Genomic DNA, 15,770 nt, shown 5'->3' with positions numbered 1-15,770 from the left:
GTACAAGACGAAATACCGTGAACGGTTCGAAAAGATGCACATCGGTGCGAACCACATCGGACCATCACGCGCCATCGCGGACCAGAGCCTGAGGAGCAGCACAGCCATGACGGACACTGCAGCCACCACGAACAGCGCGACCGGCGCGGACCCGGCACCGGAGTACCTCCCCGAGCACACGCCCCGCCTCGACATGACCAAGCTCGCCCCCGAGGTCTACAAGGCCATGGTCAGCCTGGACGCGGCGGCCCGGCGGGGCGTCGATCCGACACTGCTCGAACTGGTGAAGATCCGCGCATCGCAGATCAACCACTGCGCCTTCTGCCTGGACATGCATTCGAAGGATGCTCTCGCGGCAGGCGAATCGATCGAGCGGATCGTGCAGCTGAGCGGCTGGGAGGAGTCGAAGCACTTCTACACCGCGAAGGAGATCGCGGCGATCGAGCTGACCGAGGCGATCACGGTCCTGACCGACGGCTTCGTGCCCGACGAGGTCTACGCGCGCGCGGCCGGGCACTTCGACGAGAGCGAGCTGGCCCACCTCATCGCGGCGATCACGGTGATCAACTCCTGGAACCGCTTCGCCGTATCCACCCGCATGGTCCCCGGCCACTACACGCCGAGCTCCGTCGCCCACCGCCACTGACCCGGCCCGGCCCGGCGGCATCCGCGCCCGCCCGGCGCGGCCCGCCCACCCGCCACCGCCGGAGCCGTCAGAAGAGCCGCCCCCGCCAACGCCACCGAAGGACCTCGCATGACGGACTTCCGCAGCCTCCATCTGGACCGGCCCCCCGGCGACCCCCTGGTACTCCCCGGTCCCTGGGACGCGGCCAGCGCACGCGCCTTCGCCGAAGCCGGATTCCCGGCGCTCGCCACCCCGAGTGCCGGGGTGGCGGCCGCACTCGGCTACGCGGACGGCGAGACCCCGGCCGACGAGATGTTCGCCGCGATCAGCCGGATCGTCCGGGCTGTCGAGGGCTTCGGGGTGGCCGTTTCCGCGGACATCGAGGCCGGGTACGGCCTGCCGCCGGAGGAACTCGCCGAGCGACTGCTCGGCACCGGCGCGGTCGGCTGCAATCTGGAGGACTCGTCCGGCGAAGGGCTCGGCGACGCGCAGCAGAACGCGGACCGGCTGGCGGCGTTCCGTGCGGCGGCAGGCGGCGGACTCTTCATCAACGCCCGCGTGGACACCTACATCCGTGGCGTGTCCGACCCGGCGCAGACCATCGACCGCGCCCTGCGCTACGTGGCCGCGGGCGCCGACTGCGTCTACCCGATCATGGCGCCCCCGGACCAGCTGCCCGGCCTGGCATCCGGCATCGGGGCACCGCTCAATGCCCTCTTCCTCCCGGACGGCCCCTCACCGCGAGAGCTGGGGGGCCTGGGGGCCACCCGCATCACGTTCGGCCCCGGACTGCTCCGGCAGTCGATGGAGCGGCTGCGCCGGGACGCGAAGGTACTGATGGCCTGAGGAGCCCACCCCACGGCCCGCCGACCGGGCCGGCCGGCCGATGAGCCGGGGCGCCCCTCAGCACACAGCACGCGGCACGCAGCACCCGAGAACGCAGCACCGGAGAACGCGGGAACGCCCCCGGCGGCCATATGGCTGCCGGGGGCGTTCCCACTAGCGGTAGATCAGAAAAGCGTCAGAGCAGTAAAGCGGCTGAGCGGCTGAGCGGCTGAGCGGGAGAACCGAAGAACCGACTTCTGGCGCGCCCCCACCCGGCTCAGGCTCAGATCAGGCCGAGCTCACGGACCGCGTCGCGCTCCTCGGAGAGCTCCTTGACCGACGCGTCGATGCGCGCACGCGAGAAGTCGTTGATCTCCAGACCCTGGACGATCTCGTAGCGGCCGCCCTTCGTGGTGACCGGGAAGGACGAGATGAGGCCCTCGGGGACACCGTAGGAGCCGTCCGACGGGATACCCATCGAGGTCCAGTCGCCGTCCGCCGTGCCGTTGACCCAGGTGTGGACGTGGTCGATGGCGGCGTTCGCGGCCGAGGCGGCCGAGGACGCGCCACGCGCCTCGATGATCGCCGCACCGCGCTTGGCGACGGTCGGGATGAAGGTGTCGGCCAGCCACTTCTCGTCGTTGATGGCTTCGGCGGCGTTCTTGCCGGCCACCTCGGCGTGGAAGATGTCCGGGTACTGCGTGGCGGAGTGGTTGCCCCAGATCGTGAGACGGCGGATCTCCGAGACCGGAACACCGGTCTTCTGCGAGAGCTGCGAGATCGCACGGTTGTGGTCGAGGCGGGTCATCGCGGTGAAGCGGTCGGCCGGTACGTCCGGGGCCGAGGCCTGCGCGATGAGCGCGTTGGTGTTGGCCGGGTTGCCGACGACGAGGACCTTGATGTCGTCCGCGGCGTTGTCGTTGATGGCCTTGCCCTGCGGGCCGAAGATGCCACCGTTGGCCGCGAGCAGGTCACCGCGCTCCATGCCCTTGGTACGCGGGCGGGCGCCGACCAGGAGCGCGACATTGGCTCCGTCGAAGGCGACGTTCGGGTCGTCGGTGATCTCGATGCCCTGAAGCAGCGGGAAGGCGCAGTCGTCGAGCTCCATCGCGGTGCCCTCGGCGGCCTTCAGGCCCTGCGGGATCTCCAGGAGACGCAGCTTGACCGGCACGTCCGAGCCGAGCAGGTGGCCGGAGGCGATGCGGAAGAGCAGCGCGTAGCCGATCTGGCCGGCCGCGCCGGTGACGGTGACATTCACAGGAGTGCGGGTCATGGCGTTCTCCGTAAGACAGCTGGCGGTGGGGGTCCCTGCCCCTGGTGCGGGAAATCTCGGAGGCTCACACCGTGAACTGAATCTTGATGTGAAGAGACTTCCGACGTCAGGCTATCGGACCCCGCGCACGCCCGGCTCCCGCCCCCGTGTGGCACGCCGCACACCGGGCCCGTACGCCCGGCGCAGGGGCGTGCGTTGACCTTGTGGACCCCGGCGGTACGGGCTGACCGGTGCCGGCTGACCGGAAGGGGCTGAGCAGCCCGGCGGACATACGCGCGGAGCTGTCGCCTGCAGCGGCGGCGGCCGTCCGCGCCAGGGGGGGGGAGCGCAGACGGCCACCGCCGGGTGCAAGCACCCGTGGGGGGATAGCATCCGCTTGCCCCGGGAATCGGGGGTCACTCCCCCCGATTCATTTTTATTTTTTGGTGGCCTCCGGCGGGCGCACCTGGGCCACCGTCCCGGGGCCGGCCCCGCCCCAACGCCGCTCCGCACGCGGCGAGTCCGGCCCCGGCCTCCCAGCGGCAGCAGAGCGCCCGGCGTCAGGCGTCAGGCGTCAGGCGTCAGGCGTCGGCAACGCGTCACCGGACGGTGAAACGCATCAGCCCCTCCAGGAACGGCAGTTTCAGCCACGGATCGGGCTGCACCATCAGGGCGAGCAGCGTGATCAGGAAGCCCAGCACTCCGTACGTCACCATGTCGGTGAAGCGCGAGCGCACGGCGAGCATCCCCACGGAACGCACCCACCAGCGCATCACGGCGCCGCCCAGCAGCGCGATGCCGACCAGCAGCAGTCCTACCCGGGTCACGTCGAAGGCAACGAGCAGCAGCCCCACGCCGATCGTCACGAGCACGGCGAGCAGAGGCCATTGCCTGGCCGGCGCGGGCGCGTCACCGGACGCCGCCCGGCCGCCGCCCTCGGGGCGGGCGGTGTCGCGCGTGATGGAGGGGAAGCGCCGGGTGGTCCTGACCGGTTCCCCGTCCGGGCCCGGCGCACTGACCGGGTCCTCCCCCTCGGGGGGAGCGGGCTCGGCCCCGGTGGCACCGGACCCCGCCGGATCGGGGTCGGCCGGATCGGAGCCCGGGGATGCGGGGCCCGGCGACTCGGGGTCGGCGGGCCCTGCGTCAGCAGACCCGGCACCCTCCGATTCGGCGTCACCGTGCCCGGCGTCAGCGGCTGCTGCCCCGGCCTCCCCGGCCCCGGCGCCCGCTGCCGTAGCACCCGTGCGTCCGGCACCGTCGCTCCCGGCACCGTCGCTCCCGGCGCCCTCAGCAGCAGCACCTGCGGCTCCGGCGCCCTGGACTTCGGCGTCCCCGGCTGCGCTGCTCTCCTTACCGGTGCCCTCAGCACCGGTGCTCTCAGCACCGGAGCTCTGAGTGCCGGTGCCCTCCGGTTCGGTCTCCCCGGCGCCCGCGCCGGCGCCCCTGCCCGGCTTCGCGCTCCTGTGCCGCGCGCCCGGTCGGCCGAAGTCCTCGGGCCCCGTCCGTGCGGCCGCGTCAGCCGACACTGCGCTCCGCCGCCTCCACGACGTTCACCAGCAGCTGCGCACGAGTCATCGGCCCCACACCGCCCGGGTTCGGGGAGATCCAGCCCGCCACTTCCGCGACACCGGGGTGCACGTCCCCGGCGATCTTGCCGTTCTCGTCCCGGCTGACGCCGACGTCGAGTACCGCGGCCCCCGGCCTGACGTCCTCGGGCTTGATGATGTGGCGGACACCTGCGGCGGAGACGATGATGTCCGCCTGCCTGAGCAGCCCGGAGAGGTCACGGGTGCCGGTGTGGCACTGGGTGACGGTCGCGTTCTCGGACCTGCGGGTCAGCAGCAGCGGGATCGAACGGCCGACGGTGATACCGCGACCGACCACCACGACATGCGCGCCGTTGATCTCGACACCGTGGTGTCGGAGCAGCTGGATGATGCCGTACGGGGTGCAGGGCAGCGGGCCCTCCTCGTTCAGCACCAGCTTGCCGAGGCTCGTGGGGTGCAGTCCGTCGGCGTCCTTGGCCGGATCCATCAGCCCCAGGACGCGGTTGGTGTCGATGCCCTTGGGGAGCGGCAACTGAACGATGTACCCGGTGCACTCGGGGTTCTCGTTGAGCTCCCGGACGACCGCCTCGATGTCCTCCTGCGTTGCGGTGTCGGGGAGTTCGCGCTGGATGGACCCGATGCCGACCTCGGCGCAGTCGCGGTGCTTGCCGTTGACGTACCACCGGCTGCCGGGGTCGTCGCCGACGAGCAGCGTGCCGAGACCGGGGGCCACTCCCTTCTCCTTGAGGGCCGCCACGCGGACGGTCAGATCGGACTTGATCGCGGCCGCGGTGGCCTTGCCATCGAGAATCTGGGCTGTCATACGAGCCATTCTTTCAGGGGGCGGCATGATCGCCCAAGTTGCACTTGCACAACACCTACGCACTGCGACTGGACAACTTACGCGCCATTGAGAAGCATGTGGTGCGCAGTACCGCGGCAGTGTCGGGGGGCAGACCGCTCAGACGTTTCTCTCACCAATCCTCCGCTCGAACCGCGCCGTCCCCGCATGAATCAACGGAGGAAACCAGCCATGAGCTTCGGCGAACCGAACCCCAACAACCCCTATGGACCGCCGCAGGGCCAGCCGCAGGGCCAGCCCCAGCAGCCTCCGCAGCCGGGGTACGGCTACCCGCAGCAGGCTCCGCAAGGCGTGCCGCAGCAGCCCGGCTACGGCTACCCGCAGGCCCCGCCGGTCCAGCAGCCCTACGGTGGCGGCTACCCGCAGCAGCCCGGTTACGGCGGCCAGCCCCCGCAGTTCGCGGGCTGGTGGAGCCGGTTCGCCGCCCTCCTGCTCGACAGCCTGGTGATCGGCATCCCGTACGCCATCATCGTCGGCATCGGCAGTGGAATAGGGGGCGGAGCAGGCTCCGCCATCGCCGTGATCGGCATCCTGATCGGTATCGGGCTCGGGCTCTTCAAGCTCTACAAGGAGGGCACGACGGGCCAGTTCATCGGCAAGAAGGCCCTCGGTATCAGCCTGCTGCGCGAGGCCGACGGCCAGACCCTGGGCTTCGGCATGGCGTTCGTCCGCTACCTCGCCCACTTCGTGGACAGCATCGCCTGCTACCTGGGCTGGCTGTGGCCCGCCTGGGACTCCAAGAAGCAGACGTTCGCGGACAAGATCTGCTCGACCGTGGTCGTCAAGGTCGGCTGACCCGCTCCCCGCTGGGCCCCGAGGGCCGCAACCCCGCACGTATCGCGCGGAGTTGCGGCCCTCGCCCGTATCCGGTGCCGCCGGCGGCATCGCATGCCGCCGCCCGCACCCGGTTCCGGCCGTGCCCCCGGTCCGTACCGATGGCTCGGGCCGGACCGGACGAGGCACGGACCGGTGGGGTCCCGCGGAGCCCCACATCGCCCGGGGGCTCAGTGGAAGAAGTGCCGCGTACCCGTGAAGTACATCGTCACGCCCGCCTTCTCGGCAGCCTCCACGACGAGTTCGTCGCGGACCGAACCGCCCGGCTGCACCACGGCCCTGACCCCGGCGTTCGCCAGGATCTCGAAGCCGTCGGGGAACGGGAAGAAGGCGTCCGACGCGGCGTACGCCCCCCGCGCCCGCTCCTCCCCCGCGCGCTCGACGGCGAGCTTCGCGGAGTCGACCCGGTTGACCTGGCCCATCCCCACGCCGACGGACGCGCCGTCCTTGGCGAGCAGGATCGCGTTGGACTTCACCGCACGGCAGGCCTTCCAGGCGAACGACAGCTCGGCCAGCTCCGCCGCGCCGAGCGCGTCGCCGGACGCCAGCGTCCAGTGCGCCGGGTCGTCCCCTTCGGCCTGGAGCCGGTCGGCGGCCTGGAGCAGCGCGCCGCCGTCGATCTGCTTGACCTCGACCGCTGCCGCCGGGGCGTCGGGACAGCGCAGCACCCGGATGTTCTTCTTCCGGGCCAGCACGTCGACCGCACCGTCCTCGTACGCAGGGGCGACGACGACCTCGGTGAAGATGGGGGCGATCTGCTCGGCGAGTTCCACGGTGACCGGGCGGTTGACCGCGATCACACCGCCGTACGCGGAGACCGGGTCGCAGGCGTGCGCCTTGCGGTGCGCCTCCGCCAGGTCGCCGGCGATCGCGATGCCGCACGGGTTGGCGTGCTTGATGATCGCCACACACGGCTCGGCGTGGTCGTACGCGGCCCGGCGCGCGGCGTCGGTGTCCGTGTAGTTGTTGTAGGACATCTCCTTGCCGTGCAGCTGCTCGGCCTGGGCGAGACCGCCCGTACCCGAGACGTACAGCGCGGCACCCTGGTGCGGGTTCTCGCCGTAGCGCAGGACGTTCCCACGCTCGTACGTCGCGCCCAGGAACTCGGGGAAGCCGCTGTCGTCCGCCGCCGCGTAACCTTCGGCGAACCAGCCGGCGACCGCCACGTCGTACGCAGCGGTGTGCCGGAACGCCTCGGCAGCGAGCCGCTTGCGCGCCGTCAGGTCGAAGCCACCGCCGCTGACGGCGGTGAGGACGTCCGCGTACCGCGCGGGGCTGGTGACGACGGCGACCGACGGGTGGTTCTTGGCCGCGGCCCTGACCATCGAGGGGCCGCCGATGTCGATCTGCTCGACGCACTCGTCGGGCGTCGCCCCGGACGCGACGGTCTCGGTGAAGGGGTAGAGGTTCACCACGACCAGGTCGAAGGGCTCCACCTCCAGCTCGGCGAGCTGCCTGCGGTGGTCCTCCAGGCGCAGATCGGCGAGGATCCCGGCGTGCACCCGGGGGTGCAGCGTCTTGACCCGCCCGTCGAGGCACTCCGGGAAACCGGTGAGCTCCTCGACCTTGGTGACCGGCATACCGGCGGCGGCGATCTTCGCCGCGGTGGATCCGGTGGAGACGAGCGTGACGCCCGCCTCGTGCAGCCCGCGGGCCAGCTCCTCCAGACCCGACTTGTCGTAGACGCTGATGAGCGCGCGCCGGATGGGCTTAACGGTGTCCGTGTTCTCGGTGTGCACCGACCTGAACCTTTCGTCCCTCAATGCGGTAGCCGTTACGGGACAGGCGCCCCACGACATCGACGAGCAGCTTCCGCTCGACTTCCTTGATGCGCTCGTGAAGAGCGCTTTCGTCGTCCTGCTCCCGGATCTCGACCACGCCCTGCGCGATGATCGGTCCGGTGTCGACGCCGTCGTCGACGAAGTGGACGGTGCAGCCGGTGACCCTGGCCCCGTAGGCGAGCGCGTCGCGCACTCCGTGGGCGCCGGGGAAGGCGGGCAGCAGCGCCGGGTGCGTATTGACGAACCGGCCGCCGAAGGCCGCGAGGAACCGCTTCCCCACGATCTTCATGAAACCGGCCGACACGACCAGGTCGGGTGCGTACGCGGCGGTGGCCTCGGCCAGCGCCGCATCCCACGCGTCACGGTCCGCGTGATCCTTCACCTTGCAGACGAAGGTCGGCAGCCCCGCACTGCGGGCGCGGTCCAGCCCGGCGATGCCGTCGCGGTCAGCGCCGACCGCGACGATTTCGGCGCCATAGGCGCGATCACCGGCGATTGCGTCGAGCAGGGCCTGCAGATTGGTCCCGGAACCGGAGACCAGCACGACCAGGCGGGCAGGAGAGGACGGGGAGGCCACGGCGGGGCCCTTTCTGGATACGACTTGTGCGGTCGTACGAATAGAGCGCATCCCCCGATACGGGGAACTCTACGAACGCGCCGACCGTCGGCAACGATACCGGCACACCGAAAGGCCCCCACGGGACGGGGGCACGGCCGAGAGGTAGCGTCTGGGGACAGGACCTGTCTCCCGGGCAGGAACCGATCGAGGGGAAGACGTTCACCAGATGCAGGACCGACGCCACCGCGCGACTCTCCGCACCCCGCTCTCCGGGCAGGGTTCACTGCTGCTGCGGGAACGCCGGCCCTCTTCGACGGAGCCGGACGACGACAACCCGTTCGCGGCGCCGCCCGCGGACCGGCCTGAGCAGCCGTGGCGGCCCCGGCAGCCGCAGCGCCCGGCGGGCAGTGACGACGACGGTGACGGGGAGAGCGGCGGGAGCGGCGACGACTCGTCCGGATCGCCCTCGTCCCACGGCCGGGGCAGCCAGTGGAGCCCGGTCCAGCCGGGCCGCCACGACGGCAGGTTCGGCGGCGGCCCCCAGCGGCCTGCGGGCGGCCCGAACGATCCGGGGAACGGCCGGAACGGCGGCCAGGGCGGCTCCGGCCCGAGCCTGCGCTGGGATCCGAAGGACCCCGCTCAGCGCAGGGCGCGCTATGCGCTGCTCGCCGGAATGTGGGCGTTCTTCTTCGCTCTCTTCAACCTGCCGGAGATCGGTCTCCTCCTCGGCGCCCTCGCGGTGTACTGGGGCGTCAGCGCCCTGCGCGCCAAGCCGCAGTCACAGTCACAGTCACAGTCACAGTCACCAACGCAGTCTCAGACGCAGCCCGGCAGCAGGGACGCCGACGGACCTCGGACGGAGACGCAGCCCCCGGTCGCCCCGACCGACGGTCCCCCGCCGGGCCCGGGTGTGCCGCCGGCGCCGACGGCGCCGCCCGCTCCCGGCCCCTACGCCGGGTCGTACGCCGGTGCGCCGGCCGGTGCGTCCAAGCAGCAGATCACCGCCGCGGTGAGTGGTCTGGTGACCGCCGGGCTCGCGCTGGTGATCGTGGTCCTGACGTTCTCGGCGCAGCTCGCGTACCGGGACTACTACACGTGCGTGAACGACGCGCTGACGAAGCAGGGCCAGATCGCCTGCAACAAGAAGTTGCCGCACTCACTCGTGCCGGTTCTCGGCACGAAGGAGTAGGGCGACCGTCTCAGTCCTCGTCGGCGTAGGGCATCGGCGGCCATTCACCGGTCTCCGGTTTGTCCGTGCTCCTGCGGTCCGTGCTGTCCGTGCCCCCGTCCGGGCCCCTGTTCGTGCCCCTGTCCGGGGCAGGCCCCGCGTCCGTGTCCGCCTCGCGGCCGGCAGCTGCTTCGGGCGCCATGGCGGACGCGGAGTCCGAATCGGCCACAACAGGTTCCGCTGGGGTGGCAGGCGCCGGGATCTGCCCGTCCTCACCCGGGACGACCGCGGCGGGGCTGCGGGAGACATCGGTACCCGCTTCGGCTTGGCCGGCCTCCTGGGCACCTCCGGCGGCGCCGGCCCCCGCCTCCGCCCCCGCCTTGTCCCGGGACGGAGGCGGCGGGGGAAGCGGGGGCGAAACGATGGAATCCGGCCACTCCGACCACTCGGCTGACCCGGTGTCCGCGATGTCCGCCCCCCTGTCCTGTGCGTCCGTGAGGGGGAATTTCGCCAGCAGCCTCCCGGGGAACGACCGCAGGGCAGCCCACCGCCCCGCCCCGGCTCCACCGTGGTCCGACCCCGCCCCCCAGCCGTCCGACCGCTCGTCCGCCCCTCCGTGTGCCCCGCTGTGCACCTCCGGCCCGCCTGCGGCCGGGGCATCCGCCAGGACTGCCACCTCCACGGCAAGGGGTTTCACGACAACCGGGACCTCCACCGGTACCGCAGCCACGACGGCCGGCCCGGCCTCGGCAGCCCGGTGGCTCCGCAGCACCCACCAGCGGCGGATCAGCGCCACCGGCAGCCCCGTGGTCACGGTCCAGGCCAGCCCGGCCACACTCGTCTGCCACCACACCGGGCCGAACGACGTCAGCCTTCCGGTACCGAGCGGTCCGCCGGACAGCGCAGCGGCTGCGGCCATCACCGCCGCGCAGACGACCGCTGCCGACAGTGCCGTGAGCGCGGTTCCGCCGAGGGTCTCGGGCCGCTCGTTCTCCCGTACCCGTGTCGCGAAACAGCCGAGCAGCAATCCAGCGGTCAGCGGCACACCCGCCACTGCCCAGTTCAGCGGCGAACCGCTTCCCGGTCCCGGCAGGGCCGCCAGCAGCGGGAAGTACGGAAGCGCCGCATTGCCGGTCACCAGCAGCGGCGTCACCGCGGCACCGGCGCCCAGGGTGAAGCCGGGGCCGAGGGCGTACGAAGCGCCCCACACTGCCGCGTTCGGTACCAGCGCGGCCGCCAGCAACAGGACTGTGAACCGCCCCGACATGGAGCCGGTCAGCCGCAGAAACGACTCCTGCGCGGCGCCTCCGTGCCACACCAGCGAACCGCCGACCAGCAGCGCGCCTCCACCGGCCAGCACAGCGGCGCCGGCGGCACCGGCCCGGAGCGCGGTCGGCACCCGGGGGGATCTCACGGCACGCCATACGCCGGCGGGGAGCGCCGCTCTGCTGGAAGCCACCATGCGCCCCCAGCCGCTGAACGGCTCGCGCGGGAAGTCGCGCGCCCGCCACACACCGACCCCTGCCGCAGCACCGGCGGTGAGCGGCAGGTGCCACAGCGCGCTCACCGGTGCGACGGACATCGGCCCGCCCGCCGCGTACAGCGCCGCAACGGCGGCCACCAGCAGGTAGCCGCTGGTCACCGCGCACAGGGCGCCGAGCGGTGAAGGACCTGGGCGCCCGTTCGCAGGGTCGAACGCAGCCCGCGCGGCCCGCTGGACCAGCCAGACCGGCAGCACGACCAGCAGCATCGGCACCACGCCCAGCGGGGCAGCAACGCCGGATGCGGTCTCGTGTCTGGTCAGCTCCGCCCCATGGGCCAGCAGCCACAGCGCTGCGGTGACATGCAGCGCGCCGCCAGGCCCGCTGTCGGGGTAGGGGGAGCTGATCCACAGCAGCATCACCAGCACGGTGAGCGAGCCGAGTCCGAGCGCCGCCGCGAGCCCGCCTCGCAGCACACAGTCGGCCAGCACTGCGGATCGGCTCCGCACGGGGGCGAGCGACGGGCTGCGGTCGGTCATCAGGGTCACGCGGGCCATGCTGCCAACGACACGCGCTTTCACCGCGTAACAGCCAAAGACCGGTCGTGTCACCCAATATACGTTTATGCACCTTTCGGACCGTCTCCCCGCCGTGAGCAGCGCTGGGGGCACCTCATGACGGAACTGCCAGCGCCGGAGGAACGGCGCCGACTGCGCGAGGCGAAGTCGCTGAGCGCCGGCAAGATCGCCGCCTCGATCGGTGTCACACGGGCGACCGTCCGGTCCTGGGAGTCCGGACGTTCGAACCCGAAGGGCCCCAACCGCGAGGCGTACGCGAAGCTGCTGTCAGCCACGACGACCGCGGAGGCGGAAGCAGGGGCGGCGGCGAAAACGGAGGCGGACGACCGGTGCGCGAAGACGCCTGCGTCCGGCGGCCGGGGGGCAGCAGACCACGATCCCGAAGCCACACGGACCCCGCAGGAACCGAACAACTCACAGGACGCGCTGACCACTGAGATCCGGGGACTGTCACTGAACCCTGAGGTCCTGGTCGTCCCAGAAGTCCCGGGGAGACCGGACGCTCCTGAGGCACCGGACGTTACTCAGGCAGCGGACGCTCCGGGGACACCGGACGTTGCTCAGGCACCGGATGCTCTGGGAGCACCGGACGTTCCGGGGGTGCCGGACATTCCGGGGGTGCCGAAAGCTCCAGGGGCACCCGCCGTTCCGGGAGCGGCAAAAGGTCCGGGAGCACCGAGGGGCCCGGGAGCGGCCCAGCACGCGCAGGTCCCGCGGACCCCGGAAGCCGTGGACGTCCCGGAGGCCGCACAGGCCACTGCGGAACTGCCCGGGCCCACTGCCACCGAGGCCTTCGACAGGCTCTACGCGCAGGTCGCGTCCGGCCTCGTGCACCAGACGTACCTCCTCACCGGCCGGCACCGCCTCGCCCGGGAGTCGGTCGAGCGCGCGTTCCACCTGGCCTGGCAGCAGTGGCCGGAGGTCGCGACGGACCGCGACCCGGCGGGCTGGGTACGGGCCGCGGCGTACGAGTACGCGCTGTCGCCCTGGCCCCGGCTGAGCCGCAGACCCAGGCGCTCCGACCGCAGGAACACAGATCCCGCACAGGCACCGCTGCGGGACGCCGTACTCAGCCTGCCGCCTGCCTACCGGCGCACCCTGCTGCTCTACGACGGCCTCGGTCTGGACCTCCCCGACACCGCGGCCGAGACGGAGGCGAGCACACCCGCTGCCGCGAACCGGCTGCTGTACGCCCGCGCCGCCGTTGCCCGCGCGCTGCCCGACCTGGAAGAACCCGAGCACCTCCGGGCACAGCTGGAGCCCCTCACCCTGACGGGCCCGGAAGCCATCCTCCCGGAGCCCCGCACCGTGCGGTCGGGGAGTGAGCGCCGGACCCGGTTCTGGACACGGCTCACCATCGGCAGCGTCGTCCTGCTCACAGCCCTCACGGCGTTCACCCTGGTCACCGCGCCCACCCACTACGCGCGGCCGACCGGCCCCCCGCACCGCGTGGGCGGCGTACCGCCACGCGGCGGCCCGCAGCAGCTGACCGCCGAGGACAGAAAGCTGCACCGGAGACTTCAGGCAGTCCCGGCGAACGGCCCGGAACGCCTGGTGCCGCAACTGCGCTGACGGCCGGGCCAGTTCCGGAACACCCGCCCGAAAACACAGAAGCGGGCCCGCCCCTCCTGGAACCAGGAGGAACGGGCCCGCTCCGCAGTGCTGGGACTACCCGGAATACCGGATCCGCTACGCGCCGGCGAGGATCGCCCGGGCCAGCTTGGCCGTCTCGGTCGGCGTCTTGCCGACCTTGACGCCCGCGGCCTCAAGCGCTTCCTTCTTCGCCTGGGCGGTGCCGGAGGAGCCGGAGACGATGGCGCCGGCGTGGCCCATGGTCTTGCCCTCGGGCGCCGTGAAGCCCGCGACATAGCCGACGACCGGCTTCGTCACGTTCTTCGCGATGTAGTCGGCCGCACGCTCCTCGGCGTCGCCGCCGATCTCACCGATCATCACGATGAGGTCGGTCTCCGGGTCCGCCTCGAACGCCGCGAGGGCGTCGATGTGCGTCGTACCGATGACCGGGTCGCCACCGATGCCGACGGCCGACGAGAAGCCGAGGTCACGGAGCTCGTACATCATCTGGTACGTCAGCGTGCCGGACTTCGAGACCAGGCCGATGCGGCCCGGCTTCGTGATGTCGCCCGGGATGATGCCGGCGTTGGACTGACCGGGGGTGATCAGGCCGGGGCAGTTCGGACCGATGATCCGGGTCTTGTTGCCCTTCGAGCCGGCGTACGCCCAGAAGGCGGCGGAGTCGTGCACCGCGATGCCCTCGGTGATGACGACGGCGAGGGGGATCTCGGCGTCGATCGCCTCGACGACGGCGGCCTTGGAGAAGGCCGGCGGCACGAAGAGGACGGACACGTTCGCGCCCGTCTTCTCCATGGCCTCCTTGACGGAGCCGAAGACCGGGACGTCCTTGCCGTCGAAGTCGACGGACGTGCCGGCCTTGCGCGGGTTCACGCCGCCGACGATGTCGGTGCCGTCGGCCAGCATGAGCCTGGTGTGCTTCATGCCCGTGGCACCGGTCATGCCCTGGACGATGACCTTGCTGTCCTTGGTGAGGAAGATAGCCATGGTGTTTGGAGTCCCTCTTCCTTACTTCGCAGCTGCGGCGAGCTCGGCGGCCTTGTCGGCCGCGCCGTCCATGGTGTCCACGCGCTGTACGAGCGGGTGGTTGGCGTCGGAGAGGATCTTGCGACCCAGCTCCGCGTTGTTGCCGTCGAGACGGACAACGAGGGGCTTGGTGACTTCCTCGCCCTTCGACTTGAGCAGCTCCAGGGCCTGGATGATGCCGTTGGCGACCTCGTCGCAGGCGGTGATGCCACCGAAGACGTTGACGAACACGGACTTGACGTCCGGGTCGCCGAGGATGATCTCCAGGCCGTTCGCCATGACCTCGGCGGAGGCGCCGCCACCGATGTCGAGGAAGTTGGCGGGCTTCACGTTGCTGTGGTTCTCACCGGCGTACGCGACGACGTCCAGGGTCGACATGACCAGGCCGGCGCCGTTGCCGATGATGCCGACCTCGCCCTCCAGCTTGACGTAGTTGAGGTTCTTGGCCTTGGCAGCAGCCTCGAGCGGGTTGGCTGCGGCCTTGTCCTCAAGAGCCTCGTGGCCGGGCTGACGGAAGTCGGCGTTCTCGTCGAGCGAGACCTTTCCGTCCAGGGCCAGGATCCGGCCGTCCTTGGTCTTCACCAGCGGGTTGACCTCGACGAGGAGGGCGTCCTCGGCAACGAAGGTGTCCCACAGGGTCACCATGGCCTCGGCGACACCCTCGGCCACGTCGGCCGGGAACTTCGCCTGGGCCACGATCTCGCGGGCCTTGACGATGTCCACGCCATCGACGGCGTTGACCGGGACCTTCGCGAGAGCCTCGGGGGTCTTCTCCGCGACCTCCTCGATCTCCATGCCGCCCTGCACCGAGGCCATGGCCAGGAAGGTGCGGTTGGTGCGGTCGAGGAGGTACGAGACGTAGTACTCCGCCTCGATCTCCGGGGACAGCTCGGCGATCATCACCTTGTGGACCGTGTGGCCCTTGATGTCCATGCCGAGGATGTCCGTCGCGCGAGCGACGGCCTCGTCCGGGGTCGCGGCCAGCTTCACGCCGCCGGCCTTCCCGCGGCCGCCGACCTTCACCTGAGCCTTGACGACGGACTTGCCGCCCATGCTCTCAGTGGCCTTGCGCGCCGCCTCAGGCGTGTCGATGACTTCACCGGCCAGCACCGGTACACCGTGCTTGGCGAAGAGGTCCCTCGCCTGGTACTCGAACAGGTCCACGCGCGTCCGTCTCCCTTTGCTTTAAATCGTCGTCGCAGTAGTGATCGCGGTTACTTGTCTGCGTGGGCGTGCCGCGAAGGGCAACGTGACTGCGCTGTCACTAGGGAGGCGTAGACGGTGTCCGAGTACGCGGCATGTCCGTCTCGCAGGTTATCCCCGTGGGTGCCGGGACCCTAAATCGCAGATCGCACCTACGCGGTGATTACGGTCACAGCTCACCCGCCCGGCAGGGGCGGCCCCCAGCCCGGGGGAACCGCCCCGCGCACTGCGCCGACGCGCTCAGAGAGCGTTCAGGGAACGCTCGGAAGAGCGCTCAGGAGAGCGACGCAGCACGGGTGGGAAGCGCGTCCGCCACATCGCCGGGGTGACCGATGCCACAGCCGCCGGCGGGGCTCCGGAAGCACCGTGTCCACCAACGGCCGGACGTACCCGGCGGGACCCGGCTGGACGCGGCTGGACGCGGCGGGACGCGGCTGGA

The 15,770-nt window shown here is 71.2% G+C and carries 13 protein-coding genes and 1 pseudogene; 6 read left to right on the top strand and 8 right to left on the bottom strand.

The window, feature by feature from the left end:
* Positions 1-106 precede the first annotated feature (106 nt).
* Both OG917_RS21375 and OG917_RS21370 read left to right on the top strand, forming a co-directional pair.
* Positions 107-646 carry a carboxymuconolactone decarboxylase family protein gene (locus tag OG917_RS21375; protein WP_328319201.1) on the top strand — a complete coding sequence of 180 codons (540 nt, stop codon included), beginning with the start codon at positions 107-109 and terminating at the stop codon, positions 644-646.
* A 108-nt stretch (positions 647-754) separates the two neighbouring features.
* Complete coding sequence (locus OG917_RS21370) at positions 755-1,471, top strand: isocitrate lyase/PEP mutase family protein (protein WP_328319200.1); 717 nt, start codon at positions 755-757, stop codon at positions 1,469-1,471.
* Positions 1,472-1,733: 262 nt separating this feature from the next.
* On the opposite strand, the gene OG917_RS21365 is transcribed toward OG917_RS21370, so the two are convergent.
* The 3 genes from OG917_RS21365 to OG917_RS21355 form a co-directional block, all read right to left on the bottom strand.
* On the bottom strand, positions 1,734-2,723 hold the full coding sequence (locus OG917_RS21365; RefSeq protein WP_328319199.1) for a malate dehydrogenase: 990 nt from the start codon (positions 2,721-2,723) through the stop codon (positions 1,734-1,736).
* A gap of 578 nt (positions 2,724-3,301) precedes the next feature.
* Positions 3,302-4,228, bottom strand: a complete 927-nt coding sequence (locus OG917_RS21360; protein WP_328319198.1) for a DUF3017 domain-containing protein — start codon at positions 4,226-4,228, stop codon at positions 3,302-3,304.
* On the bottom strand, positions 4,218-5,072 hold the full coding sequence (locus tag OG917_RS21355) for a bifunctional methylenetetrahydrofolate dehydrogenase/methenyltetrahydrofolate cyclohydrolase (RefSeq protein ID WP_328319197.1): 855 nt from the start codon (positions 5,070-5,072) through the stop codon (positions 4,218-4,220). Before OG917_RS21355 ends, OG917_RS21360 begins: the two co-directional genes overlap by 11 nt.
* Positions 5,073-5,282: 210 nt before the next feature.
* Between OG917_RS21355 and OG917_RS21350 the strand changes: the two genes are divergently transcribed.
* Complete coding sequence (locus OG917_RS21350) at positions 5,283-5,906, top strand: RDD family protein (RefSeq protein ID WP_328319196.1); 624 nt, start codon at positions 5,283-5,285, stop codon at positions 5,904-5,906.
* Between the two features lie 209 nt (positions 5,907-6,115).
* Here OG917_RS21350 and purH read toward each other — a convergent pair whose 3' ends face one another.
* Together purH and purN are read right to left on the bottom strand one after the other, a co-directional pair.
* Positions 6,116-7,744, bottom strand: a complete 1,629-nt coding sequence (gene purH / locus OG917_RS21345) for a bifunctional phosphoribosylaminoimidazolecarboxamide formyltransferase/IMP cyclohydrolase (RefSeq protein ID WP_328319195.1) — start codon at positions 7,742-7,744, stop codon at positions 6,116-6,118.
* Positions 7,656-8,354, bottom strand: coding sequence for a phosphoribosylglycinamide formyltransferase (gene purN, locus OG917_RS21340; protein ID WP_328319194.1), 699 nt, complete (start codon positions 8,352-8,354; stop codon positions 7,656-7,658). The genes purH and purN overlap by 89 nt, the downstream gene beginning before the upstream one ends.
* 157 nt (positions 8,355-8,511) lie before the next feature.
* Here purN and OG917_RS21335 point away from each other — a divergent pair, with 157 nt between their 5' ends.
* Positions 8,512-9,474: a hypothetical protein gene (locus tag OG917_RS21335; protein ID WP_328319193.1), complete on the top strand. Its 963-nt coding sequence runs from the start codon at positions 8,512-8,514 to the stop codon at positions 9,472-9,474.
* Between the two features lie 10 nt (positions 9,475-9,484).
* Here OG917_RS21335 and OG917_RS21330 read toward each other — a convergent pair whose 3' ends face one another.
* Entirely contained in the window at positions 9,485-11,491 is a 2,007-nt protein-coding gene (locus OG917_RS21330; protein ID WP_328319192.1) for a cell division protein PerM, read from the bottom strand.
* A gap of 117 nt (positions 11,492-11,608) precedes the next feature.
* On the opposite strand from OG917_RS21330, the pseudogene OG917_RS21325 reads away from it, so the two are divergent.
* Positions 11,609-11,767: pseudogene (locus OG917_RS21325) on the top strand (helix-turn-helix domain-containing protein); the annotation flags it as partial.
* A gap of 474 nt (positions 11,768-12,241) precedes the next feature.
* Positions 12,242-13,084 (top strand): hypothetical protein, encoded by an 843-nt coding sequence (locus OG917_RS21320; protein WP_328322315.1) that lies wholly within the window; start codon positions 12,242-12,244, stop codon positions 13,082-13,084.
* A 117-nt stretch (positions 13,085-13,201) separates the two neighbouring features.
* On the opposite strand, the gene sucD is transcribed toward OG917_RS21320, so the two are convergent.
* Positions 13,202-14,089: a succinate--CoA ligase subunit alpha gene (gene sucD, locus OG917_RS21315; RefSeq protein ID WP_328319191.1), complete on the bottom strand. Its 888-nt coding sequence runs from the start codon at positions 14,087-14,089 to the stop codon at positions 13,202-13,204.
* A gap of 21 nt (positions 14,090-14,110) precedes the next feature.
* Positions 14,111-15,292: an ADP-forming succinate--CoA ligase subunit beta gene (gene sucC / locus OG917_RS21310; RefSeq protein WP_328319190.1), complete on the bottom strand. Its 1,182-nt coding sequence runs from the start codon at positions 15,290-15,292 to the stop codon at positions 14,111-14,113.
* Positions 15,293-15,770 lie beyond the last annotated feature (478 nt).

The organism is Streptomyces sp. NBC_00388, from assembly GCF_036061255.1.
GTDB lineage: Bacteria > Actinomycetota > Actinomycetes > Streptomycetales > Streptomycetaceae > Streptomyces.
The sequence above is the reverse complement of the archived record's forward strand: the minus strand, read 5'-3'. Positions and strand labels throughout refer to the sequence as shown.

What these genes read in the sequence shown, in the direction of transcription:
- OG917_RS21375 (WP_328319201.1), top strand. Translation starts at nt 107, where the DNA reads ATGACGGACACTGCAGCCACCACGAACAGCGCGACCGGCGCGGACCCG.
- OG917_RS21370 (WP_328319200.1), top strand. Translation starts at nt 755, where the DNA reads ATGACGGACTTCCGCAGCCTCCATCTGGACCGGCCCCCCGGCGACCCC.
- OG917_RS21365 (WP_328319199.1), bottom strand. Translation starts at nt 2,723, where the DNA reads ATGACCCGCACTCCTGTGAATGTCACCGTCACCGGCGCGGCCGGCCAG.
- OG917_RS21355 (WP_328319197.1), bottom strand. Translation starts at nt 5,072, where the DNA reads ATGACAGCCCAGATTCTCGATGGCAAGGCCACCGCGGCCGCGATCAAG.
- OG917_RS21350 (WP_328319196.1), top strand. Translation starts at nt 5,283, where the DNA reads ATGAGCTTCGGCGAACCGAACCCCAACAACCCCTATGGACCGCCGCAG.
- purH (WP_328319195.1), bottom strand. Translation starts at nt 7,744, where the DNA reads ATGTCGTGGGGCGCCTGTCCCGTAACGGCTACCGCATTGAGGGACGAA.
- purN (WP_328319194.1), bottom strand. Translation starts at nt 8,354, where the DNA reads ATGCGCTCTATTCGTACGACCGCACAAGTCGTATCCAGAAAGGGCCCC.
- OG917_RS21335 (WP_328319193.1), top strand. Translation starts at nt 8,512, where the DNA reads ATGCAGGACCGACGCCACCGCGCGACTCTCCGCACCCCGCTCTCCGGG.
- OG917_RS21330 (WP_328319192.1), bottom strand. Translation starts at nt 11,491, where the DNA reads ATGGCCCGCGTGACCCTGATGACCGACCGCAGCCCGTCGCTCGCCCCC.
- sucD (WP_328319191.1), bottom strand. Translation starts at nt 14,089, where the DNA reads ATGGCTATCTTCCTCACCAAGGACAGCAAGGTCATCGTCCAGGGCATG.